The 20,616-nt window shown below is 68.9% G+C and carries 27 protein-coding genes; 15 read left to right on the top strand and 12 right to left on the bottom strand.

The window, feature by feature from the left end; translation table 11 throughout:
- Positions 1-95: 95 nt before the first annotated feature.
- From NB3_RS23525 to NB3_RS23515, 4 genes are all read right to left on the bottom strand, one after another.
- Positions 96-305, bottom strand: a complete 210-nt coding sequence (locus tag NB3_RS23525) for a hypothetical protein (RefSeq protein ID WP_067807478.1) — start codon at positions 303-305, stop codon at positions 96-98.
- 307 nt (positions 306-612) lie between these two features.
- Entirely contained in the window at positions 613-927 is a 315-nt protein-coding gene (locus NB3_RS23520) for a hypothetical protein (protein WP_067807476.1), read from the bottom strand.
- Complete coding sequence (locus tag NB3_RS35245) at positions 924-1,061, bottom strand: hypothetical protein (protein WP_157111971.1); 138 nt, start codon at positions 1,059-1,061, stop codon at positions 924-926. The genes NB3_RS23520 and NB3_RS35245 overlap by 4 nt, the downstream gene beginning before the upstream one ends.
- Positions 1,054-1,542 carry a Clp protease/crotonase-like domain-containing protein gene (locus tag NB3_RS23515; protein ID WP_067807473.1) on the bottom strand — a complete coding sequence of 163 codons (489 nt, stop codon included), beginning with the start codon at positions 1,540-1,542 and terminating at the stop codon, positions 1,054-1,056. Before NB3_RS23515 ends, NB3_RS35245 begins: the two co-directional genes overlap by 8 nt.
- 295 nt (positions 1,543-1,837) lie before the next feature.
- Between NB3_RS23515 and NB3_RS23510 the strand changes: the two genes are divergently transcribed.
- From NB3_RS23510 to NB3_RS23495, 4 genes are all read left to right on the top strand, one after another.
- Positions 1,838-2,983: a helix-turn-helix domain-containing protein gene (locus tag NB3_RS23510; protein ID WP_067807470.1), complete on the top strand. Its 1,146-nt coding sequence runs from the start codon at positions 1,838-1,840 to the stop codon at positions 2,981-2,983.
- Between the two features lie 437 nt (positions 2,984-3,420).
- Positions 3,421-3,639 carry a helix-turn-helix domain-containing protein gene (locus NB3_RS23505; RefSeq protein ID WP_307695456.1) on the top strand — a complete coding sequence of 73 codons (219 nt, stop codon included), beginning with the start codon at positions 3,421-3,423 and terminating at the stop codon, positions 3,637-3,639.
- 21 nt (positions 3,640-3,660) lie between these two features.
- Positions 3,661-4,236 (top strand): class I SAM-dependent methyltransferase, encoded by a 576-nt coding sequence (locus NB3_RS23500; protein WP_067807466.1) that lies wholly within the window; start codon positions 3,661-3,663, stop codon positions 4,234-4,236.
- A 157-nt stretch (positions 4,237-4,393) separates the two neighbouring features.
- A complete protein-coding gene (locus NB3_RS23495) occupies positions 4,394-4,786 on the top strand; it encodes a hypothetical protein (RefSeq protein WP_067807463.1) in 393 nt (130 codons plus the stop codon).
- 15 nt (positions 4,787-4,801) lie between these two features.
- Here the strand turns inward: NB3_RS23495 and NB3_RS23490 are convergent, their stop codons facing one another.
- The 3 genes from NB3_RS23490 to NB3_RS23480 are packed head-to-tail and all read right to left on the bottom strand — an operon-like array spanning position 4,802 to position 7,022.
- Positions 4,802-5,686 carry a TIGR03621 family F420-dependent LLM class oxidoreductase gene (locus tag NB3_RS23490; RefSeq protein ID WP_067807460.1) on the bottom strand — a complete coding sequence of 295 codons (885 nt, stop codon included), beginning with the start codon at positions 5,684-5,686 and terminating at the stop codon, positions 4,802-4,804.
- A gap of 48 nt (positions 5,687-5,734) precedes the next feature.
- Entirely contained in the window at positions 5,735-5,935 is a 201-nt protein-coding gene (locus NB3_RS23485; RefSeq protein WP_067807457.1) for a hypothetical protein, read from the bottom strand.
- A gap of 10 nt (positions 5,936-5,945) precedes the next feature.
- On the bottom strand, positions 5,946-7,022 hold the full coding sequence (locus NB3_RS23480) for an NAD-dependent epimerase/dehydratase family protein (RefSeq protein WP_067807454.1): 1,077 nt from the start codon (positions 7,020-7,022) through the stop codon (positions 5,946-5,948).
- Positions 7,023-7,133: 111 nt separating this feature from the next.
- Between NB3_RS23480 and NB3_RS23475 the strand changes: the two genes are divergently transcribed.
- The 3 genes from NB3_RS23475 to NB3_RS23465 all read left to right on the top strand — a co-directional run bounded on the left by NB3_RS23475 (position 7,134) and on the right by NB3_RS23465 (position 9,316).
- Positions 7,134-7,760, top strand: coding sequence for a TetR/AcrR family transcriptional regulator (locus NB3_RS23475; RefSeq protein WP_067807453.1), 627 nt, complete (start codon positions 7,134-7,136; stop codon positions 7,758-7,760).
- A gap of 61 nt (positions 7,761-7,821) precedes the next feature.
- Positions 7,822-8,133, top strand: a complete 312-nt coding sequence (locus tag NB3_RS23470) for a nuclear transport factor 2 family protein (protein ID WP_067807450.1) — start codon at positions 7,822-7,824, stop codon at positions 8,131-8,133.
- A gap of 43 nt (positions 8,134-8,176) precedes the next feature.
- On the top strand, positions 8,177-9,316 hold the full coding sequence (locus NB3_RS23465; RefSeq protein ID WP_174553234.1) for an alkaline phosphatase family protein: 1,140 nt from the start codon (positions 8,177-8,179) through the stop codon (positions 9,314-9,316).
- Between the two features lie 267 nt (positions 9,317-9,583).
- On the opposite strand, the gene NB3_RS23460 is transcribed toward NB3_RS23465, so the two are convergent.
- Positions 9,584-9,961 (bottom strand): MerR family transcriptional regulator, encoded by a 378-nt coding sequence (locus NB3_RS23460; RefSeq protein ID WP_067807446.1) that lies wholly within the window; start codon positions 9,959-9,961, stop codon positions 9,584-9,586.
- A gap of 26 nt (positions 9,962-9,987) precedes the next feature.
- On the opposite strand from NB3_RS23460, the gene NB3_RS23455 reads away from it, so the two are divergent.
- On the top strand, positions 9,988-11,199 hold the full coding sequence (locus tag NB3_RS23455; RefSeq protein WP_218020635.1) for an MFS transporter: 1,212 nt from the start codon (positions 9,988-9,990) through the stop codon (positions 11,197-11,199).
- A 112-nt stretch (positions 11,200-11,311) separates the two neighbouring features.
- A complete protein-coding gene (locus NB3_RS23450; protein WP_067807441.1) occupies positions 11,312-11,635 on the top strand; it encodes a hypothetical protein in 324 nt (107 codons plus the stop codon).
- Positions 11,636-11,639: 4 nt separating this feature from the next.
- Here NB3_RS23450 and NB3_RS23445 read toward each other — a convergent pair whose 3' ends face one another.
- Positions 11,640-12,062, bottom strand: a complete 423-nt coding sequence (locus NB3_RS23445) for an MmcQ/YjbR family DNA-binding protein (RefSeq protein WP_067807437.1) — start codon at positions 12,060-12,062, stop codon at positions 11,640-11,642.
- Between the two features lie 100 nt (positions 12,063-12,162).
- On the opposite strand from NB3_RS23445, the gene NB3_RS23440 reads away from it, so the two are divergent.
- Positions 12,163-13,386: an AfsR/SARP family transcriptional regulator gene (locus tag NB3_RS23440; RefSeq protein WP_067807435.1), complete on the top strand. Its 1,224-nt coding sequence runs from the start codon at positions 12,163-12,165 to the stop codon at positions 13,384-13,386.
- 70 nt (positions 13,387-13,456) lie between these two features.
- Positions 13,457-13,936, top strand: a complete 480-nt coding sequence (locus NB3_RS23435) for a DUF779 domain-containing protein (RefSeq protein ID WP_084823601.1) — start codon at positions 13,457-13,459, stop codon at positions 13,934-13,936.
- A gap of 66 nt (positions 13,937-14,002) precedes the next feature.
- Here NB3_RS23435 and NB3_RS23430 read toward each other — a convergent pair whose 3' ends face one another.
- Complete coding sequence (locus NB3_RS23430; RefSeq protein ID WP_067807429.1) at positions 14,003-15,556, bottom strand: succinic semialdehyde dehydrogenase; 1,554 nt, start codon at positions 15,554-15,556, stop codon at positions 14,003-14,005.
- A gap of 276 nt (positions 15,557-15,832) precedes the next feature.
- Between NB3_RS23430 and NB3_RS23425 the strand changes: the two genes are divergently transcribed.
- Genes NB3_RS23425 through NB3_RS23410 form a run of 4 tightly spaced genes read left to right on the top strand, consistent with a single transcriptional unit; the run spans position 15,833 to position 19,530 of the window.
- Positions 15,833-18,151, top strand: coding sequence for a nitrate- and nitrite sensing domain-containing protein (locus NB3_RS23425; protein ID WP_067807426.1), 2,319 nt, complete (start codon positions 15,833-15,835; stop codon positions 18,149-18,151).
- A 2-nt stretch (positions 18,152-18,153) separates the two neighbouring features.
- Entirely contained in the window at positions 18,154-18,567 is a 414-nt protein-coding gene (locus NB3_RS23420) for a roadblock/LC7 domain-containing protein (RefSeq protein WP_067807423.1), read from the top strand.
- An 8-nt stretch (positions 18,568-18,575) separates the two neighbouring features.
- Positions 18,576-18,950, top strand: a complete 375-nt coding sequence (locus NB3_RS23415; RefSeq protein ID WP_067807421.1) for a DUF742 domain-containing protein — start codon at positions 18,576-18,578, stop codon at positions 18,948-18,950.
- Positions 18,931-19,530 (top strand): GTP-binding protein, encoded by a 600-nt coding sequence (locus NB3_RS23410; RefSeq protein WP_067807418.1) that lies wholly within the window; start codon positions 18,931-18,933, stop codon positions 19,528-19,530. Before NB3_RS23415 ends, NB3_RS23410 begins: the two co-directional genes overlap by 20 nt.
- Positions 19,531-19,775: 245 nt before the next feature.
- Here NB3_RS23410 and NB3_RS23405 read toward each other — a convergent pair whose 3' ends face one another.
- Positions 19,776-20,057 (bottom strand): hypothetical protein, encoded by a 282-nt coding sequence (locus tag NB3_RS23405; protein ID WP_157111970.1) that lies wholly within the window; start codon positions 20,055-20,057, stop codon positions 19,776-19,778.
- Between the two features lie 46 nt (positions 20,058-20,103).
- Entirely contained in the window at positions 20,104-20,601 is a 498-nt protein-coding gene (locus NB3_RS23400) for a hypothetical protein (protein ID WP_067807507.1), read from the bottom strand.
- Positions 20,602-20,616: the final 15 nt, after the last annotated feature.

The raw sequence follows: 20,616 nt of genomic DNA, 5'->3' as shown, positions 1-20,616 counted from the left end.
GCGAGCTGTCTGGTATCGCGGTTTCGAGCACTACAGTGTCATGTCGGTACGTCCTGCCGGGCAAGCGCCGGGCCGGGCGGGGGCGGGGTGTCGCATCATCGCTCGACATACAGCCGCTCGCAGGGCAACCGGGGCAGCCGGTCAGTTTCGCCGCTGGCGACGACTACGGCGTCGGCGCAACGGCGGACATTCGCGTCTTGCACGAACACCAGGGCCGCAGTCACGCACGCCGCGTAATGCCGGGTGTGGCCGCGTATCCGCACGATCAGGTGCACATCCGGTTCGCCCGGCAGGGGTGAACTCATCACATGCCCCGCACCGGAAACCATCGGTCGTCGGGCGCGGGAGACCATTGCTGCCGAGAGGTAGGGCGGTTCAGCTGGCGGTTGCATTGGGGACTTTCCGTGAAAGGGGGTTCGCCCTGGCGCGAATGCTGCTGGAGCGCGGGCGGATCGGTGCGCGGGGGAAGGCTGGCGGGCGGGTTCGGTTGGGCACACCGATGCGGAGTCCCGTCCGCGCAGCCTTCCCCCTTTCGGGTGCACCGGCACCTCCTCGTGCTTCCCCTGTGGTGCGAAGAGGGGCCCGCGGGTGCGCCGGGGCGGTCTGAGTGGTTCACGGGTTTGTGATGTGCTGGCCGATGATCGCGGGAATCAAGAGGTCCAGAAAGGTCAGGTCCTCGGCAGCCGGAATGTTCTCGATGATCGGATCGAGTACCGGCGCGGCATACAAGCGACCGGTATGCGGCCCAGCGACAGTGCGGGCACTGCTGATCAACGCATAGACCACCATCGCCATCACACGAACACGAGCGGCGTCGCTCATCCCGTCCCGCACCGCGTCCGCGGTAGCGGCCACCAGAGTGCCGATCACATCGGTGAGGACGTCGAGTTCGGCGTCGGCGCGCTCGCCGTCCTGGTCCCCGCTCACCGACCACCCTGGCGCAGCAGCCCGGGTGGCGAGGCGGGCTGGGCGGCAAGAGCGGGGTTGACGCGGACACCGATCCGCAGCCCACCCGCCGAACCCCACCCGTACGCCACTGCGGCGCTGGCGATGTCAGGCATACACCCTCACCGCCCGCCGCTGCCGAGTGTGCTCGGCGGCGCATCCCCGGATCGCCGCGACCACCGCCCGCCCCGACGGCCGATAGGCATCGCGAGGCGGATGCACCCACGCCCGGAACAAACCAGGCCGCTGACCAGGACCGGGCAAAGCGATCTCCCCCGCACGCAGAATCGACACACCCAACCGCGACATCTCCGCGAACAATCGAATGTCCTCCGGCAGATCCGGCCCGGTCAGAAACGTCCACCGCTGCGAACGCGGATGCGTCATCACCGGCCCGACCTGCTCACCGGTGCGGTACAACCACGCCTTGACCTCCGAGCCGATGAACGCGGGCATCATCACCCCACACACCCGCCCCGCTCGCAGCGTGATACGCCCCAGATGCGGCGGGTGGACCTCGGCGGGCAGATCACACACATACCGATAGAAGTGACACACCGACAACGGCGTGTGGCCAGGATGTTTCGACGAATTCACGAACCACTCCCCTGCTCGATGCGCTGGAATGCACCCGACGCCGAGGCCGACCCGTCGGCTGCCCATTGGCCGGCTCAGCGACGCGGATCGAGGAACCGGCGGCACCCGGCGTCGGGGCCTAATCGAGCGTCGAGCACAGAGATCGACCTGTGCAGTGGCACAAGGGAGTGGCATTGGGCGCTGGATCATCGGATGGCTGCGCTCGGGACGCGCAGTAGTGGCATTCGCAGTGGCACTCGGCGCCTAGCTGCTCTTAATCCTTCCGTCCGCTGCTGGGACGGGAGATGATCGGCCTATGGGAGTGGGCGAGTTGATCCGTGAGCTTCGGAAGGCGCGCGGATGGTCGCAGGGCAGGTTGGCGGACGAGTTGTCCGCTCACTCGGGGGCGAGTATCTCTCGGGAGTACATCTCGAGGCGTTGGGAGAACGGAGACACGGTGCCCAGCCGGTTCTGGCTACGCCATCTATCGGCCGTATTGGACGTGCCTCTGGCTGTTTTCGAGGACGACGGCATGAACAGACGGAATTTCTTGGCTCAGATAGCTGCGACCAGCATCGCGCCCGTAGTGGCATCCGATCTGCTGGCGGCGGGATTCTCGGCGCGGTTGGATCGTGCCGGGCCGGATATCGAGACGTGGCAGGCGAAGCTCAGCGCCTATGGCACGGACTACATGTCGTTGGGTGCGGCCGATATTCAACGACGCCTGGCCATCGACTTGGCGATCCTGCAACAGCAGCTGGACAGCCCGCAGATGTGGGGAGCGGCCGCCCGGCTGATGACCCTGTATGCGAAAACGTTTCCGGGGTCAGATGGTACGAAGGCGGTTACCTGGTATCGGATGGCAGCTGAGGCCGCGGACCGCTCCGCGGACGAGCAGACCCGAGTATGGGTGCGCGGGCGGGCAGCCATTGCCCTCGGCTACGAAGGCGCGGCGCTGCGGGTCGCGGATCTCTTCGCCGACCAAGCCCTGTCGCTGTCGGACAAGCCGAGTTTGGGGCGTCTCAACGCGATCATGGGCAAGGCGCATGCGGCGGTGCTGCGCGGAGACCACGAGACAGGCCGTGCTCTCGTGGAAGAGGGACGTCGCGTGTTCGACAAGTCCGGCTCGTATGAGCAGACCTCTGACTACGCCGTCCCGTGGTGGCGCATGAACGTGTTCCTCTCCCTGCTGGCCGCACGGCTCGGGGATGAGAAATTGGCGGTGGCATCGCAAGAGCAAGCGCGAAGAGAACTTCCGGCCGAACTGCCCCGCTTCGCGACGCATCTGGAGATGCATCGAGGTCTGATGCTGGTGAGAGCCGGCGATCGAGCTGAGGGGACCCGAGCAGCGCGCGATGCGATGGATGCGCTCCCGCCGGAGAAACACTCACTCACGCTGCGGATGCTGATGGACGAGATCAACGGAGCAAAGGACACAGCAGCTGGTGACCCGTGTGGGTAGGCACATGCGCTACTGATCGCGCCAATGGCTGCCAGCTCCTGGGAGCAGCGGTCCTACCCCCGCACCGACTGGCTGCGGCATGATCGGGATGTGGATCGAACCGAGCTGGCCGCCCTGCTGCGGCTCATCTCGGTTTGGTCTGCACGTCGCCAACATGGTCGGCCAGCGCGGCCCTTTCGCGCACAGGCTTGCGCGACGCTGACCTGCTCCACATGGTCAGTCTCAGCTCGGCGACATTCCCGTCATACCGGCAGCATCCGTGCATATGGCGTCAAAGGTCGCGGACTTGCGCGGTCGCCGATCGGCGCTTGCCGTGGAGTCGATCGGGAGTGTCGGCACTCCGGTGGATCTGGCATGCACGGCTTTGTACCTAGAATCGTCCGATGATCACGGGTTGAGCGCACCGGGTGCCAGCGGCTTCGCAGGCGTCCTGCGAGTTGTCCGCAGTTCCGGCCGCAGGGAGTGCGGAAGCGGCACAGCTCGCGGGCATCAGCGTGGACAACGTGGTGCGGCTGGAGCAGGGGCGCGGTCCACGGCCGTCCAGCTCGGTGCTGGCCGCGCCGGCCCGCGCACTGCGGCTCAACGACGAGCACCGCACACTGCTGTTCCAGCTCGCGGGCGCCCAGCGGTTCACGGTGACGGAGCCCTCGGGCTGACCACCGCTCTACAGTGACAGCGTGCGCGACGATCCCTACTGGAATCACAACACCCACTACCACCCTTGGTTGTTGAAGCAGGTGCCACGCGCGGCGCGCACCGCCCTCGACATCGGCTGCGGTGACGGGTTGCTGGCGGGCAAGCTGGCCGGGCGCGGGCTGACGGTCACCGGGATCGACGTCGACCCGGATATCATCGCCCGAGCGCCGGCCGTGGCGGGGGTGTCACTCGAACAGGCCGACTTCCTCGACTACGCGGGCTCGTTCGATGTCGTCACGACCGTGGCCACGCTGCACCATGTTCCGCTGCGGGCGGGCATCACGGCATTGCGCCGCCTGGTCGCGCCCGGCGGCGTGCTCGCCGTGGTCGGCTTGTGGAAGATGACGCCGCGCACGGACTTCCACTACTTCCCGCTGATCCCGCTCATCCGGGCGATGGACCTCTGGCACCGTGTCGGCGGGCCGAGCGCACGAATGCTCGACCCCGTCGACGGATTCGCCGAGATCCGTTCTACCGCAGCGGAACTCCTACCCGGTGCACGCCTGAGGCGGCGGCTCATGTGGCGCTACACACTGTTGTGGCACAAGCCCGCGTGATCATCGGTTCAGCGGACGCACCCGGCTAGAGTCGTGGCATGCCGTCGCTTCGGGAGCACAGACCGCGAAAGGCCATCCGCACGCTGCCCGACCACAGCGTGCCGATGCCCCCGCTACTATCCGGCGAGGAGGTGCGCGCACGGCTCGCCGGCGCAGCGTGACCTCCCGCGCCCTCGGCGGCGTCGTCTTCGACGCCGCGGCGGTCGTCGCCTTCGCCAACCGCGCCAACTACGCCCAGGCGGTCGTCTGGGCGACGGTGGACGCGGGAAGCACCATCGTCGTTCCGAGCACCGCGCTCGCGGCGGCGCGCACGCACATTCCGGCCGACCGGCTCGACATCCTGGCCGTGCTGGTCGGCTTGCCGCACACCGTCGTCCCGGCGTTCGACCGCGGCACGAGCCCGCCGCTCGCAGCATTCGGCGACGACCCCCTGGTCGCCGCGGGCCATGTCACCCGCGAAGCGGTCGCCCGCACCTGGCCCTGCCTGACCAGCCGTCCGAGACGGCTGCGGCAGATCGATCCGCGCGTCATCATCGATCCGCTGCCATGACCCGTACCCGGCCGATCAGCGCAGCAACTGGATGACGGGGGCGAGTTTCTCCATGCTGTCCTCGAGGACGGTGACGTAGCTGATGCCGTAGCGATCGCGCCGATCGCGCAGGCGGTCGGCCATCTCCTCGGGCGTGCCCATCAGCAGGAGCGGGTGTTCCTCCGGGGAGTCGGCGACGTCCGGAGGCAGCGCCGGACCGAAGAGCTCCAGCACGCTCGCGCGTTCGCGCGGCGGAACCACCCGCTGCACGAGGATGTTGAACTCGACTTTGTCCAACCGTGGACCGAGCAGTTGCCCCACATAGGCGACGCGCTCCTCGATCTCGGCGAGCCCGGCCATCTGCAGTGGCCCGCCGTTGCGCGCGGCCGCCGCGCCGGTGTAGGCGATGATGTCGGCGTGCCGCGCGGCGACGCCGAGCAGACGATCACCCCATCCGCCGATGAGGACAGGCGGCCCCGACGGCTGCGCGGGCTGCGGCTGGTACTCCGGATCGGCGAACAGCCTGCGCAGGGTGATCACCGTCTGCTCCAAGTGCTCGACGCGCTTGCTCCCGCTCTCGAACGGGATGCCGGCGGCCTCGAACTCGGCCTGCACATAGCCCGCGCCGAGCCCGAGTTCGACCCGCCCGTCGGTGAACTGATCAGCGCCGGCCACATCGCGGGCCAGCAACACCGGGTTGTAGAACGCGGTGTTGAGCACGAAGGTGTTCAACCGCACCCGTTCGGTCGCCTCGGCAGCCAGGATCAGCGCGGGGAACGGTGCCGGCATGCCGAGATGGTCGGCGACACCCACCACGTCGAAGCCGAGTTCCTCAGCCCGACGGCACTTTTCGATCCAACTCGAACGCGATTCGGGGACCACCATGTTGACACCGAACCGGAAAGGGTGCTGTGCAGTCACGTGTCCTGTCTAGCGAACCGGGCCGGGCCGCCGTACTCCGGGGCCGGGTCAGCACTGGGCGAGCGCACCCGCGGCAACCACGACGCCGAGCAGGGCGACGACGGTGGCGGCCACCGGCACCGGCCGTCGCAGCGCCCGCCGGATCGGGCCGGAAGCGTCGCGCCCAGCGGCGTTCGCGCGCGGGGACCGACGGGCGAACCAGCGCCGGATCATGGCGACCGTGGTGATGATCAACGTCGCGATCAGCATGCCCGCGCCCTCAGACCCGCACGGCGCGCGGCGCGGCGGCGTGAGAGGCGGACTTGCCGCGCGGCGACGCGACTATCCCGTGCCGCAGCAGACTTTCGGCGGTGTCCACCACGGTTTCGCGCACCGGCCGCATGGTCCAGCCCAGTTCGCGCCGGGCTTTGTCGGCGCTGAGCGACTCGGTGCGCCCCAGGGTCGGCACGGTCAGCCGGAGACTCTTGTCGAAGATCGCGACGCAGCGCACGAGCCAGTTCGGCAGCTGCCTGGTCGGCACCCGGAATCCGCGCGGCCCGTATTCCTCGGCGAGAACACGCGCGATCTCCCCCATCCACAGGTGTTCGCCCGCGCAGATGTAGCGGTTGCCCGCGGCCTCCGGCGTCTCCAGCGCCAGGCGGTGGGCCACGGCGAGATCGCGCACGTCCACCGGCGCCCAGCCGACGCGCGGCATGCCGGGCACGTCCGCGGCGAGCAATCTGCGCACCGGCTCGTGCGAGGTGCTCGTCGCGGCGGACAGCAGCGGCCCCAGCACCATGCCCGGATTGACGACGACCAGTTCGAAGCGCTCGCCCGCAGGGAGCCCCGCGACGAAATCCCAGGCCGCCCGCTCGGCCAGCGTCTTGCTCTTCTGGTAGGCCGGGCTGCGCTCGACCACCGACCAGTCGGCCTCGGTGCGCAGGCCGTCGGCAGCGTGACCGGCGACGATCGCCGCGATCGACGAGGTGAGCACCACCCGGCGCACGGTGCCCGCGGCCGCGCAGGCACGCAGCACGCGCAACGTTCCCTCGACCGCCGTATCGATGAGTTCGCGCTCGTCGTCGGGCGGAGTGGTGGGAAACGGGGAGGCGACGTGCAATACCGCCGCGCTGCCCGCGACGGCGGCTGCCCAGCCGTCGTCGCCGTTGAGGTCGGCTTGCGCGAACTCCAGTTCGCCCCCGGTTCGCCGGGCCAGCTCGACCAGGTGCGCCCGTTTGCCGGTGGCGGCGAGGTCGCGAACCGTCGCGCGCACGGCGTAGCCGTGCTCCAGCAATTCGGCGATGACGTGACCGGCGACGAATCCCGTTGCGCCGGTGACCGATACCCGTGTGCTCATTACTTCATCCGTCTCGTGGAGTGGCTACCGCGGCAGTCATCTGAGCGCCGCTCAGATAATCTAAGCACCGCATAGTTAGGTTGTCCAGGAGCCGTCGCATACGCTCGGACGGTGACGCGGACCAGTTACCACCACGGCGCCCTGCGCGACGCGCTGCTGGCCGCCTGCCTGCGTTTGATCGAAACCGAAGGGCTCGCGGCGGTCAGCCTGCGCCGGGTGGCCCGCGAGGCCGGCGTGAGCACCGCGGCGCCGTACCACCACTTCCCCGACCGAGCCGCCCTGCTGGCGACGCTGTCCACCCAGGGTTTCCAGCTGCTGGGAGCGCGACTGGCGGCGGCCCGCGCCGAAGCGGAGACGCCCATGGCCGCCCTGACCGCGCTGGCGCACGCCTACGTGCGGTTCTCCCGCGAGCAACCGGCCTACTTCCGCTTGATGTTCCGGCCCGAACTCTCCCAGCCCGACAAGCATCCCGACACCATGGCGGCGGGCGACGCGGCTTTCGGGGTGCTGGCCGACGCGATCACCGAGTGCGTCCGCGCGGGCGCGCTACCCGCCGACAAAGCCGACACACTGGCCGTCACGTTCTGGGGACTCGGCCACGGCCTGGCCTCGCTGTGGCTGGACGGACAACTGGAGAAGCGCGCCGGACAGTTCGGCACCACCGCCTCGGCACTGGTGGACGATGTGATGCGGACCTTCGCGACATTGATCGAACCCGGCAGGCCGCCGCTGCCCTAGAGTGAACGCCAGACGTTTGCTCCTCCGATGCTTCTCACACCGATCCGAGAGGACGACACGGATGACCGCGCAGCTGGATCCGACGGTGCAGGAGTTCGTCGACGCGCTCAACGCCAACGATCAGGACCGGTTCTACGCGGTTCTCACCGACGACGCCACCATGTCCGACGACGGCGTGGAGCGCAACCTCGCCCAGTGGACCGAAGCGGAGATCTTCGACAGCAACGGCCGCATGCGAGTCGAGTCGGTCGGCGACACCGGCACCGAACTGGTCGCCGACTACACCAATTCGCGTTGGGGCTCGATGCGAACCACCTGGCGGTTCGTCCTGCGCGAAGGCAAAGTGAGCCGTTTCGAGACCGGACAGGCGTGAATGCCCTTGCCAGCCCGCCGCTCGCGTTGACATCCTGACCTTTGTGTTCGTCGCGCCGCGTTACGGTACCGGCTCTCTCGCCGACCTGCTGCCCTCCGTCCTCGCCGGTCTCGGCGTGCCCGGCGAGGCGGACCGCCTCGGCCTCGGGCTCGACGCCGACCGGGTCTGCGTGCTGCTGGTGGACGGCCTCGGCTACCACGATCTGGTCGCGAATCCCGCTGCGGCGCCGTTCCTGTCCGGTCTCGCGCCGATCTCGCTCACGGCCGGTTTCCCGACGACGACCGCGACCAGCCTCGCCTCGCTCGGAGTCGGCGTTCCCCCTGGGGAGCACGGCATCGTCGGCTATCTGTTCCACGTGCCCGGCTACGACCCGCTGTTCACTCCGCTGTCCTGGCGGCTGCACGGCGTGCCGAAATCCGATCTGCGCAAGGAACTCGTTCCGACGGAATTCCAGCCCCGGACAACGGTTTTTCAGCGCGCCGCCGCCGACGGCATCGCCGTGGCCCAGGTGTCGCCACGCGACCAGGCGGGATCAGGACTGACCGAGGCGGTGCTGCGCGGGTGCGAGTTCCGTCCCCAGTTCTCGTTCGGCGATCTCGTCGCCACCGTGAGCGACGCGTTGCGCGCCGGTCCGCGTTCCTTGGTCTACACCTATCACGGCGATCTCGACCTCACCGGGCACGTGCGCGGACCCGCAACCCGTTCCTGGGAGCTGGAACTGGCGAATGCCGACCGGCTCGCCGCCGCGCTCGCCGAGGAGTTGCCCGCCGGAGCGGCGCTGCTGGTGACCGCCGACCACGGCATGGTGCACTTGGACGACCGCATCGACTTCGACACCACCCCCGTGCTGCACGAGGGCGTCCGAGCGCTCGGCGGCGAGGCCCGCGCCAGGCACATCTACACCGAGCCTGGCGCCGAATCCGACGTCACCGCGGCGTGGCAGGCCACGCTCGGCGCGGACTTCGAGGTGCTGACCAGGGCGGAGACCGTGGAACGCGGCTGGTTCGGCCCCACCGTCGACCCCGCGATCGCCCAGCGCATCGGCGATCTGGTCGTGGTCGCGCGTGGCAGGCGCGGCGTCATCCGGACCGGCGCCGAACCACTGCAGTCGCGGCTGGTCGGTCACCACGGTTCGCTCACCCCGGCGGAAATCGACGTTCCGCTGTGCGTCTTCCGCGCCTGATCGAGTGCCGCAAGCCTGCCGAATCCATCGGCTCCGTAGCCGGCGTCGATCGCTCGCTGCACCTCGGCCCGTGCGCGCGCCGACCTCGACACGATCATCACCGGCGAGTCCTTCGGTGACAAGAGGCTGTGAAAGCCCTTGGCAGTCACCTATGAGCCCCGTGGCGCTACGACTACGCATGCGACGGCCAACCGCCGACCGGCCAGCGGCAGCTGAAGTGGATGCAGTACCGGCGGACCCACCGCGGTGGTCGGGCAGTCGGCGCCACTATGTGGTGGCCGTCTCCGCGAGGTTGCGCCGGGCCGGGGCCTTGGTGGTGGCGAGCAAATCATCCAGCAGCGACCGAGTGTGGACCAGGTGATCGATGTCGCCGGTGATCCGGCGGCGTTCTGTTTCGAGACGTTCGCGGCAGTTGTCCAGCAACAAGGATTCGCCGGACAGGCAGGCCAGGATCTGGCCGATGAGGTCCATGCCGAGACCTGCCGCGAGGAGAGTCTGGATGTGCGCCACCGTGCGGATATCGGATTCGGTGAAGATCCGGTATCCGCTGGAGGTTCGATCCGGATTCAGGACCCCCTTCTCCTCGTAGTAGCGCAGCGCTCGCACGCTGACGCCGGTCCGTTCCGCCAGCTCGCCGATCTTCATCGGGCCGCTCCGTTCGCTACCCGGGCTTGACTCTCACGTCGACGTCAGAGTTTAGCGTGCCGAGCATGGTTCGAATTGCGGTCCTCATGTTCTGCGTCTTCAGCATCACGACCGGCGAGTTCGTAGTCGCCGGAATCCTGCCCGAGGTTGCCACCGACCTCGGTGTGGCCGTCGGCACCGCAGGCCTGCTGGTTACGGCCTACGCCGTGGGCATGATCATCGGCGGCCCGGTGCTCACGGCGGTGACCGCCGGGATCGACCGGAAGCGGCTGATGCTGGCACTGTTGGTTGTCGCGGTCGTCGGAAACGCGGTGTCCGCCCTCGCATCCGGATTCCCCGTGCTGCTGGCCGCCCGCGTGCTCACCGCGCTGGTGACCTCGACCTTCTTCGCCCAAGCCGTGGTGATCGCCGTGCGGTCCGCGCCGGCCGAACGAGCCGGCACCATGGTGGCCCGGCTGGCGTTCGGGATGAATATGGCCATGATCCTCGGAGCGCCGATCGGCACCTGGATCGGTCATCAGTCGGGGTGGCGCGCGACGTTCGCTGCGATCGCGGTGGCCTGCCTGATCGGCCTGGGTCTGGTGTTCTGGCTGCTCAGCCCACCGAGCGATGCGGGTCGGACCTCGGCGGTCGCGGAATTGCGGGTGTTGCGACAGCGGCCGGTGCTGGTGGCGCTGGCCATCACCGCGGTCGGCAACGTCGGTGTTCTCATGGTGTTCAGCTATCTCGCCCCGCTGCTCACCGATCTCGGCGGCCACCCAGCCGCCCGGCTGCCGGTCCTGCTTCTCGCCTACGGCGTCGGCGCGACGATCGGCAATCTCGTCGGTGGCACGCTCCATGACCGGAACCCGCGATTCTTCCAACCTTTCCTGCTCGGACTGCTGGCCGTGATCCTGGCGAGTACGTGGTTCGTCGCCACCTCGACCGCACTCACCGCGATGGCGGTCGTGGCGATCGGGCTGCTCGGCTTCGCGATCATCCCCGGCGTGCAAGCACGCGTCATGACGACCGCCGCCGAGGCGCCCACGCTGGCCATGGCCGTCAACGCGTCCGGTTACCAGGTCGCCGCCGCCTGCGCCGGCTTGTTGGGCGGACTCATCGCCGACTCCCCCGCCGGCCCCAGGCCCATCTACCTCGTAGCCGCAGGACTGACCATGTGTGGCCTGCTGCTGACCGCCACGGCTACCCGGGCGCCGCGCGGAACCCGCCGCGAAGACGCCGCGGCGACCACGCACTGACGGCCGCCTTCACACCTTTCGGGTCAGCATGTCACCGAGGTCGTGGCCTCCTACAACTAGTCTGGAGGCCGATCGCGGCGGCCAGCGCCGCCGAACCGTCAGGAGGAATCCCATGAACGCCACGCTGTCACGAACCGGCCGAACCGGCCTCGGGATCGCGATGGTCGCCATGGCGCTGGCGGGCTGCACCGATATCGAGCGCGCGCTCAACCGCGGCGGCGACACCCCGTGCAGTGAGTACGTCAAGCAGGACCAGGACACCAAGCGCACCACGATCACCAAGTTCGTCAAGCAGCAGAGCAACGACGACCGCGAGCCCGCGGGCACCGTGGTGGACGCGACGATGGTGTCGGTCGACCTGCTGTGCGGCGCCCAGGCCAACGCCGACACCCCGATCAAGAACGCCGACGTCGCAGGCATTTTCATTCGGAAGTGACCGCTCAGCGCGGCGGATGCGCGGCCAGCCAGTCCGCCGCGCGCTTGCGCGAGGCCCGCGACAGCCAGGCGTCCTGGATGACCTCGGTGAGCTCGCGACGGCTCAGTTCGCCGAGCCGGGCCGCGCGCACCAGGACCGACGGATGCCCGTCGAAGTGCGGCGTGGTGAAGAACGGCGAGTCCGGGTCCTGCACCAGCGCTTGCTTGTCCGACTCCGACGGCACCCAGATCACGATCACATCGGGGTAGCGCTCGCCGGTCGCCGGGTCGACGGCGTCCGGGCGGGGAGTGCGGAAGAACACGAACGATTTGCCCCCGACCTGGTAGATCGGATTGCCGCGTGGTCCGTCGACGCGCGTCACATGGGGCATGCTCGAGGCCACTTCGTGGACGTCGGCCAGACGTGCTCGCGCAGAACCGGTCGCCATGCCGTCAGCTTATGACGCGACCGGCGGGTAGCGGCCGAACGGTTCGCCACCGTCAGCGGCGTCCGCCAGAATGAGAGTGCGAATACGAGCTCACACGACGATGGGTGTCCACGTGGCGCTGTTCCGCACCCTCACCCAGCAGCGGGTCGAACTGGAAAGAGAATGGGAGCGTTGGGCGACGGCTCCGCCGGTACCGGAGCAACGAAACACCGTCCTGCGCAACGAAGTAGCACAATCCTGGCGGCGGTCGTTGCACACCGTCGATCCGGGCACCACCGTCGCGCCGGGAGTGGACGACATCGGCGACCGCTGGGCCGCTTCCCCGCTGCGCGAACCGGTGACGGCGCTGGCGGGTGAACTGCGCGCAGTCACCGAGGACTCCGGTTACCTGGCCGTGGTCACCGACAGCACGGGCACCGTCCTGTGGTCCTGCGGTGACCGCACCCTGCGCAGACGAGCCGAGCAGGTCAATCTCGCACCCGGCGGCTGCTGGGACGAAAGCCACATGGGCACCAACGGCGTCGCCCTCGCACTGCACGCCGATCGCCCCGCCACCGTGTTCTCCGCCGAACACCTGGTCGCCGCCCTGCACGGCTGGGTCTGCTATTCCGCGCCGATCCACGGCCCCGACGGCAGGCAGGTCGGCGCGCTGGACCTGTCCAGCTCCTGGGATCGCTCCCATCCGGCGGTGCGCACGTCGGTGCGGGCGCTGGTGACGGCGGTGGAGACGATGTTGCGCACGGCCGCGCCCGTGCCGTCGCCGGGCATCCGGCTGGAATGCCTCGGCGCCGCACGGCTGGTGCGCGAGGGGTCGCCGCTGCCGCTGCCGCCTCGGCAACTGGAGATCCTCGCCCTGCTGGCACTGCAGCCGGACGGATTCTCCCCGGAGCAACTGCACGCCGCCCTGTACGGCGACCGAGCGGTGTCCATCAGCACGCTCAAAGCCGACGTCTCGCATCTGCGCCGCGCGATCGGCGGCGAGATCAGCAATCGCCGTTACGTGTTGACCGGCCCGGTGTCCTGCGACGCGGTCGACCTGCTCGCCGCCATCACGGCGGGCGACACCACCTCGGCGGTATGGCTGTACCGGGGACCGCTGCTGCCCGGCTCGGAAGCACCAGCCGTGCTGCAGTGGCGCGACCATCTCGACGTGGGTGTGCGCACCGCCGTGCTCGCCGGTGACCGCGCCGAGCACGCGGTGGCGTTCGGCGAACGCGCGCCCCGTGACATCGCGGTGCACGAGCACGCGCTGCGGTTGCTCCCTTCCGACGACGTCCGCCGCGCCGTGGTCGCGGCTCGGCTGCATACGGCGTTGCGGGACTGAGGTTTCCACCAACCTCGCACCAACCTCCGCGGACCATAGTTGGTTCGGTCCGAGATATCTGCGAGGAACCATGAGCTACACCAGACCGGGGGCGGGACTCCGGCACCGCCGACTACCCGACACCCGGATCCGTCGTCCCCGCGGTGCGGTGGCGCATCGAACGCGGCGGGTGGAGATCACCGACCGCGCCAGGGCCGTCCTGCGCCACGTGATCGATCAGCACGGGGCCGTGCTGCTGCACCAGTCCGGCGGACACCGCGACAGCGCCTCACCGCGCTGCCTGCCCATCCGGGAGTCGCCGATCGGCGGCGAGGACGTGCTGCTGGGGAACCTGCCCTGGCACACCGAATTGTGGATCAGCGGAGAACAGTACGAGCGCTGGAAGTACGCCCACCTCACCGTGGACGTGGCCGACGAGCCCGGCGGCGATGCTTCGGACACGCTCGAGCAGATGCGTTTCGTCATCAGATCACGGCTGCTCACCGACGAGGAAGCAGCGGCGCTCGCGGCGGGCGGGCCGCCGCGCACCGGAGCCGACCGGTTGGCGTGACCCCTGCACGGAAACCGGCGGGTCGTCCGTCCGGGTGGGCACGACCACCCGGACGGACGTCGTGTCTCAGCGTCCGGGCAAGAAACGCAGACTGCGGGCCACGGTCATCAGGAACGGCTGCCACTTGCCCTTCGGGAAGAACTTCGGCGCGTCGAGGTTCAGGAAACGCGTGACCACGATCGACTGCGGCTCGGTGAATTTGAGCAGGCCGTCCGGCCCGTGACGGCGCCCGACACCGGAGATGCCCATGCCGCCCATCGGCGCGCCCGTGGTGCCCCAGGCCGGCGCGTAGCCCTCGTCCACACAGACCGTGCCCGCGTGCAGCCGCGCCGCGATCCGCTCGCCTTCGGACTTGCTCGCCGCCCAGACCGAAGCGTTCAGACCGTAGTCGGTGTCGTTGGCCAGGCGGATGGCCTCCTCGACATCGGCGACCGGATAGATCGACACCAGTGGGCCGAAGGTTTCGTTGCGACCGCATTCCATCTCGTCGGTCACCTCGCCGAGCACGGTCGGCTCGAAGAACAGCGGCCCCAGATCCGGGCGGGCCTTGCCGCCGGTGAGCACCTTCGCCCCCTTCGAGGTGGCGTCCGCGACGTGCTTGGACACCGTCTCCAGTTGCGCCTCGGAGATCAGGCTGCCGATGTCGGTGGAATAGTCGTAGGCGGCGCCGAGTTTCGCGGCGTTCACGGCGGCGACGAATTTCTCGGTGAACGCCGCCGCCACCCGCTGCTCGACATACAGCCGCTCGATCGAGATGCACAGCTGCCCGGCATTGGAGAAGCAGGCGCGCACGGCCGCCCGCGCGGCCTTGTCCAGGTCGGCGCCCGCGGTCACGATCATCGGGTTCTTCCCGCCGAGTTCGGCGGAGAAGCCGATCAGCCTGCGGCCGCACTGTTCGGCCAGGGTGCGGCCGGTCGCCGACGAACCGGTGAACATGAGGTAGTCGCAGGCGTCGACGATCGCGGTGCCGACGACGCCGCCCGGTCCGGGGACGACCGCGAGCAACTCCCGCGGCAGACCGGCCTGGTAGAGCAACTCCGCACCGGCCAGCGTGGAGAACGGAGTCTGGCTGTCGGGTTTGACCACCACGGCGTTGCCCGCGACGAGCGCCGGTATGGAGTCGCCGATCGACAGCAACAGCGGGTAGTTCCACGGCGCGATGACGCCGACAACGCCTTTGTGCTGGTACCGCACGGAGGCGCGGTTGAGCACGGGAAAGGCGCCCCGCACCCGGTGGCCGCCGAGCACGCCGGGTGCGATTCCGGCGAAATAGCGGGCCGCGAACATCAGGCCCATGATTTCCTCTTGCGCCGCCCAGCGCGCTTTGCCGGTCTCGGCCTGCACCACGTCCATCAGGAATTCACGGTGCCGCACCACCAGCGCGCGGTAACGATCGAGCACGGCGGCGCGCTCGGCCACCGGCCGCGCGGCCCAGCGCTCCTGCGCGGCCCTGGCTTTGTCGAAGGCGGCGGCGACATCGGCGGCGGTGCCGACCGGGACGCTGCCCAGCGGCTTTCCGGTGAAGGTTTCGGCGATCGTCCTGCTCTGACGTTCCGCGGGCGCCTCGATCGCGGCCAGCGCGCTGAGGCGCTCGAAGACATCGGCTTCCGGCGCGGGCATCGTTGCCTCCTACTTGTGAGTAACCGAGGGATACGGACAATCTACGCCGCGTCCGAGCCGCCATGAACCGGCCACGGGATGATTTCGCCGGGATCGGGTCACAAGCGATCGCGCAGGCCCACCGCACCGAACACCACCGACTCCCAGTTATGCTTTCCGGCAATAAGTTTCGGCGGATCGTGCGCGAAATCACAGCGAAGCATGTCACGTCAAATCCAGTCCCGCTCACCGGGACAGGACGCCCGGATCGCCGGGTTCGTGGTTTACGTTGTGCCGATGTTCAGAGCGAGGCTCGGGGTCCGCACCCGGATTCTGGCGATCGCGCTCATTCCGAGTCTGACTCTGCTTTTGGTCGGGGTGGGCGCAGCGGGCTATCTCGTCGCCGAAGGGACCAAGGCCAAGGACTGGGCGGCGGAAAGTCAGAACGCCATCGCGGTGACCAGCGAAGTCATGGACGCGGTGCAGCAGGAACGCCACCTCACGATCGCCCAGCTGTCCGGTGACGACACCCTCGCCGCCACGCTCGCGAGCGTGCGCCTGCGGGTGGACGCGGCGGTGCGCCGCCTGCTCACGGCCTCACAGAACCTACGCAACGTCGACGACACGAAGATCACCGGCAAGGACGCCGACTTCGATGTGCTGATGCAGAACATGATCATGGTGCGTTCCGCCGCCGACGCGGGCGCGTTGCCGATCCCGGACGCGTACATGTTCTACAACCGGCTGCTCGAGCCGATCCCCAAGGGCGCCATGGACGCCGTGCAGGGCGCGCCGGACAGCGGCACCGCGGTGCGAGCCGTGGCGGGTGTCCGGTTGTACTACGTGAGCGAGGCCATGGCCCGCAGCAATGCCCTCGGCGCGGTGTACCTCAACGGCGCCACGCCTCCACCCATTCCGATCGAGGAATACATCCACCAGACCGGCTTCTACCATTCCGAGTTGGCCAACCTCATCGCCGAACTCAGCGGTCCGACCAAAGATCGCCTGCAAGCGCTCACCAACAGCTCTGCCTGGCAACAGCTGACCGCGATGGAGAACGCCATCACCCACCGCGCCACCGCCGCGGGCCAGAACGGCGGCGCACGGCAAACGAGCTCGCCGCCGCTGCCACTGAACACGGAGGACTGGCACCGTGCCGCCACCGAGGTCAGCCGCACGTTGCTCGACACCTGGGCGGCGGACAGCCGGAATGTGCAGCGGTCCGCCGAGGACAAGGCCGCCGCGGCGGCGACCAGCTCCGCGGTCACCGGTGGCGGCATGCTGCTGGTGGGACTTCTGGTGCTTGTCGTGGCGGTCCTCCTGGCCAACCGCCTGATCCGCAGATTGAAGCGGTTGCGTGGAGAAACGCTCGCCTTGGCCGATGAGCGCTTGCCGGAGATGCTGCGCAGGTTGCGCGCGGGCGAGGAGGTCGATCCGGCGTCCGAGTCCCCGAATCTGAACTACGGCAGCGACGAGATCGGCCAGGTCGCCAAGGCTTTCCAGCACGCGCATTCCGCCGCCGTCGCCGCGGCGGTGGCCGAGGCCCGCACCCGGGAGGGCGTGAAGGCGGTGTTCTTGAACATCGCGCACCGAAGCCAGATCGTGGTGCACCGGCAGCTGGAGATCCTTGACGAAGCCGAGCAGCGGCAGGAGGACCCGAGCCTGCTCGACACCCTGTTCCGCCTCGATCATCTCGCCACCCGCGAGCGGCGCAACGCCGAGAACCTCACCATCCTCGGCGGCGGCAAGCCGGGCAGGCAGTGGCGCAATCCCGTGCCGCTGGTCGATCTGGTGCGCAGCGCCGTCGGCGAGACCCTCGACTACGCGCGGGTCCGGGTCTCGCGGCTGCCCGAGGTCCACGTGCTCGGCACGGTGGTCGCCGACCTCATCCACCTGCTCGCGGAGCTGGTGGACAACGCGACCTCCTTCTCCCCGCCGCAGTCCCGAGTCGAGGTGACCGGCAACGTGGTCGGCAAGGGCGTCGTGGTCGAGATCGGCGACCAAGGCATGGGCATGTCCGAATCCGAGCTGGCCAAGATGAACGACATGCTGCGCGATCCGCCGGATTTCGGCGTGGCGGCCCTGTCCGCGGACTCCCGGCTCGGGCTGTTCGTGGTCGCGCAGCTGGCCACGCGCCACGGCATCGCGGTACGGCTGTCGGATTCCGACTACGGCGGCATCAAGGCGATCGTGATCGTTCCGTCCGCGCTCATCGCGGCCGATTCCCTGCCGCAGACTCCGGCGGAACTCACCGATCCCGGCAGCAGGCGCAAGCTGATCGCCGGTACCGCGGTCGCGGCGGACTCGGGGAACCCCACCCGGACCGCGGCGTCGTCGGTGGCGACCCTGCCCGCCGAACCCGCCGAACTCCCGCGCTACGGACCCCGCCCGTATACCGAGGCGCCGGCGCAGGTCACACCGGACGGCCGACCCGCGTTGCCGCGCAGGAATCGTCAGACCAACCTCGCACCGCAATTGGCGCAGCCGGTCCAGGAGCAGACCGCACCCGTGCAGTCGCACCGCTCCGCCGAGCAAGCCCGTGATCTGATGTCCGCCATCGAGAACGGAACCAGACAGGGCCGTCGCGCTGTCATCTCCGACGAACAGGAAGGTTAGGTGTGTCCGCTTCTCCCGCAGGTGATCTCAATTGGCTGCTCGATGATCTCGTCGACCGGCTGGCAGGCGTGCGCCACGCGGTGGTGCTGTCCACCGACGGGTTGCTATTGGGCCGCTCCGGCGGAATGAACCGCGAGGACGCCGAGCACTTCGGCGCGATGTCCTCGGCGCTCTACGGGCTGGCGCGCAGCGCGGGCAACCGGTTCGACGGCGGCGGCGTCCGTCAGGCGGTCATCGAACTCGACCGCGCGGTGCTGTTCGTGACCTCCGCGGGCGACAACGCCTGCCTGGCACTGCAAGCCGCCGAATCGGCCAATCTCGGCATGGTGGCCTACGAGATGAACCTGACCGTCCAGCGCGTGGGCAACTACCTGTCCACGACCCCGCGCCAAGACCTCGTCGGGCATGTCGAGTAGCGACCGCCATGACCAATCCGCGTGAGCCCTGGTTCGACGAAGCGGCCGGCCCGCTGGTGCGCCCCTACGCGCTGACGCGCGGGCGCACCACCGGCGCCGGGCCGGAACTGGATATGCTCACCACCGTGGTCGTGGACCCGTCCGCGGCCCCGCTGCGACGCAGCGAACCCGAGTACGCCGAAATCCTTCGCCTGTGCCGGGTCTCGCAGACCGTCGCGGAACTCTCCGCACAGTTGCGTTTGCCGCTGGCGGTGACGAAGATCCTCGTCGGTGATCTGATCGGCGACGGGCAACTGATCTTCCGCGCTCCCGTCCCGACGGAGGCCGGACCCGATGACCTCAACATATTGCGAGCGGTACTGGATGGAATCCGAAAACTTTGACCCGAGCGGCACACCGCAACTGGCCGCCTCGGTCAAGATCCTCGTCGCCGGCGGGTTCGGCGTCGGCAAGACCACGATGGTCTCCGCGATCAGCGAAGTCGCGCCACTGCGCACCGAGGAGCTGATCACCGAAGTGAGCACCGGCATCGACGATCTGTCCGGCGTCGAGCAGAAGTCGACGACCACCGTCGCGCTGGACTTCGGCAGACTCACCATCGACCGCGACCTGGTGCTCTACCTGTTCGGCACGCCCGGCCAGGATCGGTTCTGGTTCCTGTGGGACGAACTGGCGCGCGGCGCGCTGGGCGCCGTCGTGCTGGCCGACACCCGCAGGCTGGGTAACTCCTTCGCCGCCGTGGACTTCTTCGAGCGGCGCGGCCTGCCGTTCATGGTAGGCGTCAACTGCTTCGACGGCGCACCGCGGTACACCATCGACGAAGTGCGCGACGCCCTCGATCTCGACTCGGTGACCCCGGTCATGCTGTGCGACGCCCGCGAGCGCAGTTCCTGCAAGGACGTCCTGCTCACCCTCGTCGAGCACCTCATCCAGCGGGCTCAGCGCGCACACGCCACCACCTGAGCGCGCCGCGCGCACACGCGGTGGGCGCTCCCCTACTTCGTCACGTTCACGCCTCGGGACGAGGGTACGGTTGCCAGGCCCGCCGCCGGTCTCGAATGATCCTAGGACTGGTGTCGCCGAGAACTGGCGCATAGGGCCGCCGAGGGCGGCGGCCTCTTCGTCACGCGGGTGTCGAACATCGATGGTCGATCGGTGGCCGTCACCCACGCGCAAAGGGGCCTCGCCACCGCGGCTTCGCCGCCTCGTCAGGCTCGGCGCATGAACGCCAACGTGTAGTTGACGTTCGAGATATTCCGATCGAGCACGCTGACCAGCTCCCAGCCCTGGGTTTCGAGCAGTTCGATGCCGTTGACCAGGTGGACTACCGGCTCGAAGATCGCGCGCTGGTAACCGGCCGAGCCGAACGCGAACCCACCGCCCTGCAGCGAGCTCAGGACCAGGTTCCGGCGCGGATAGGACCGCAGGTCCACCGCGCCGTTCAACACGGCGATCACGTCGAAAACAGGTCCGGGAGCAGGAGCATTCACGTCCCCATCGTTCCTCATCGTGGACGCCGCGGCCGCGATCGGCTCCTCACACCTGCCGGATCCAGGCGACGAACAGCACCGCGCCACCCGCGATCAGAGCGACGGCGACCGGGGCGGGCCACCGCGGCCCGGTCCGGCCGAGCAGGCCACGGATGAGCCGTAACTGGAACGCGCCGAGCCCGGCCAGGATCGACAGCCACACCGGGAGCAATCCGACACCGAGCGCCGCGTGGACCGCCCACGCGCCCGCCAACGTCGGTCCGCCCCAGGAGTTTTCAAGGTTACTGGCGGCGACGAGCGGAAAGCAGACGCCGCGGAACGCGGCGAGGACCGCGAGGAACGCCAGGAACCACGTCAGCAGGCCCACCCCGCCGCTGAGCACCGAGTGCGACACCGACCGCGGAGCCGAGAACTTGCGCGGCAGAACGGATTCGCCGAGCATTCGCCGCGGCGCGCGCAACCGGGTCGGAATCCGCCGCGCCGCCAGCGGCGCCGCGCGAAGTGCGTAGGCCGCGTACCGCAGCAGCACTCGAAACCAGGACATACCGCCGACGGTAGC

It is taken from the genome of Nocardia beijingensis NBRC 16342, assembly GCF_001612785.1.
In the GTDB taxonomy this organism is placed as follows: Bacteria; Actinomycetota; Actinomycetes; order Mycobacteriales; family Mycobacteriaceae; genus Nocardia; species Nocardia beijingensis.
This window is presented reverse-complemented; position numbering and strand designations above follow the sequence as displayed.

Excerpts from the sequence above, each read along its gene's own strand:
- NB3_RS23525 (WP_067807478.1), bottom strand. The coding sequence starts at position 305 with ATGAGTTCACCCCTGCCGGGCGAACCGGATGTGCACCTGATCGTGCGG.
- NB3_RS35245 (WP_157111971.1), bottom strand. The coding sequence starts at position 1,061 with ATGCCTGACATCGCCAGCGCCGCAGTGGCGTACGGGTGGGGTTCGGCG.
- NB3_RS23510 (WP_067807470.1), top strand. The coding sequence starts at position 1,838 with ATGGGAGTGGGCGAGTTGATCCGTGAGCTTCGGAAGGCGCGCGGATGG.
- NB3_RS23485 (WP_067807457.1), bottom strand. The coding sequence starts at position 5,935 with ATGCTGATCGCGACGTTGATCATCACCACGGTCGCCATGATCCGGCGC.
- NB3_RS23480 (WP_067807454.1), bottom strand. The coding sequence starts at position 7,022 with ATGAGCACACGGGTATCGGTCACCGGCGCAACGGGATTCGTCGCCGGT.
- NB3_RS23470 (WP_067807450.1), top strand. The coding sequence starts at position 7,822 with ATGACCGCGCAGCTGGATCCGACGGTGCAGGAGTTCGTCGACGCGCTC.
- NB3_RS23460 (WP_067807446.1), bottom strand. The coding sequence starts at position 9,961 with ATGAAGATCGGCGAGCTGGCGGAACGGACCGGCGTCAGCGTGCGAGCG.
- NB3_RS23450 (WP_067807441.1), top strand. The coding sequence starts at position 11,312 with ATGAACGCCACGCTGTCACGAACCGGCCGAACCGGCCTCGGGATCGCG.
- NB3_RS23445 (WP_067807437.1), bottom strand. The coding sequence starts at position 12,062 with ATGGCGACCGGTTCTGCGCGAGCACGTCTGGCCGACGTCCACGAAGTG.
- NB3_RS23440 (WP_067807435.1), top strand. The coding sequence starts at position 12,163 with ATGGGTGTCCACGTGGCGCTGTTCCGCACCCTCACCCAGCAGCGGGTC.
- NB3_RS23435 (WP_084823601.1), top strand. The coding sequence starts at position 13,457 with ATGAGCTACACCAGACCGGGGGCGGGACTCCGGCACCGCCGACTACCC.
- NB3_RS23430 (WP_067807429.1), bottom strand. The coding sequence starts at position 15,556 with ATGCCCGCGCCGGAAGCCGATGTCTTCGAGCGCCTCAGCGCGCTGGCC.
- NB3_RS23425 (WP_067807426.1), top strand. The coding sequence starts at position 15,833 with ATGTTCAGAGCGAGGCTCGGGGTCCGCACCCGGATTCTGGCGATCGCG.
- NB3_RS23415 (WP_067807421.1), top strand. The coding sequence starts at position 18,576 with ATGACCAATCCGCGTGAGCCCTGGTTCGACGAAGCGGCCGGCCCGCTG.
- NB3_RS23410 (WP_067807418.1), top strand. The coding sequence starts at position 18,931 with ATGGAATCCGAAAACTTTGACCCGAGCGGCACACCGCAACTGGCCGCC.
- NB3_RS23400 (WP_067807507.1), bottom strand. The coding sequence starts at position 20,601 with ATGTCCTGGTTTCGAGTGCTGCTGCGGTACGCGGCCTACGCACTTCGC.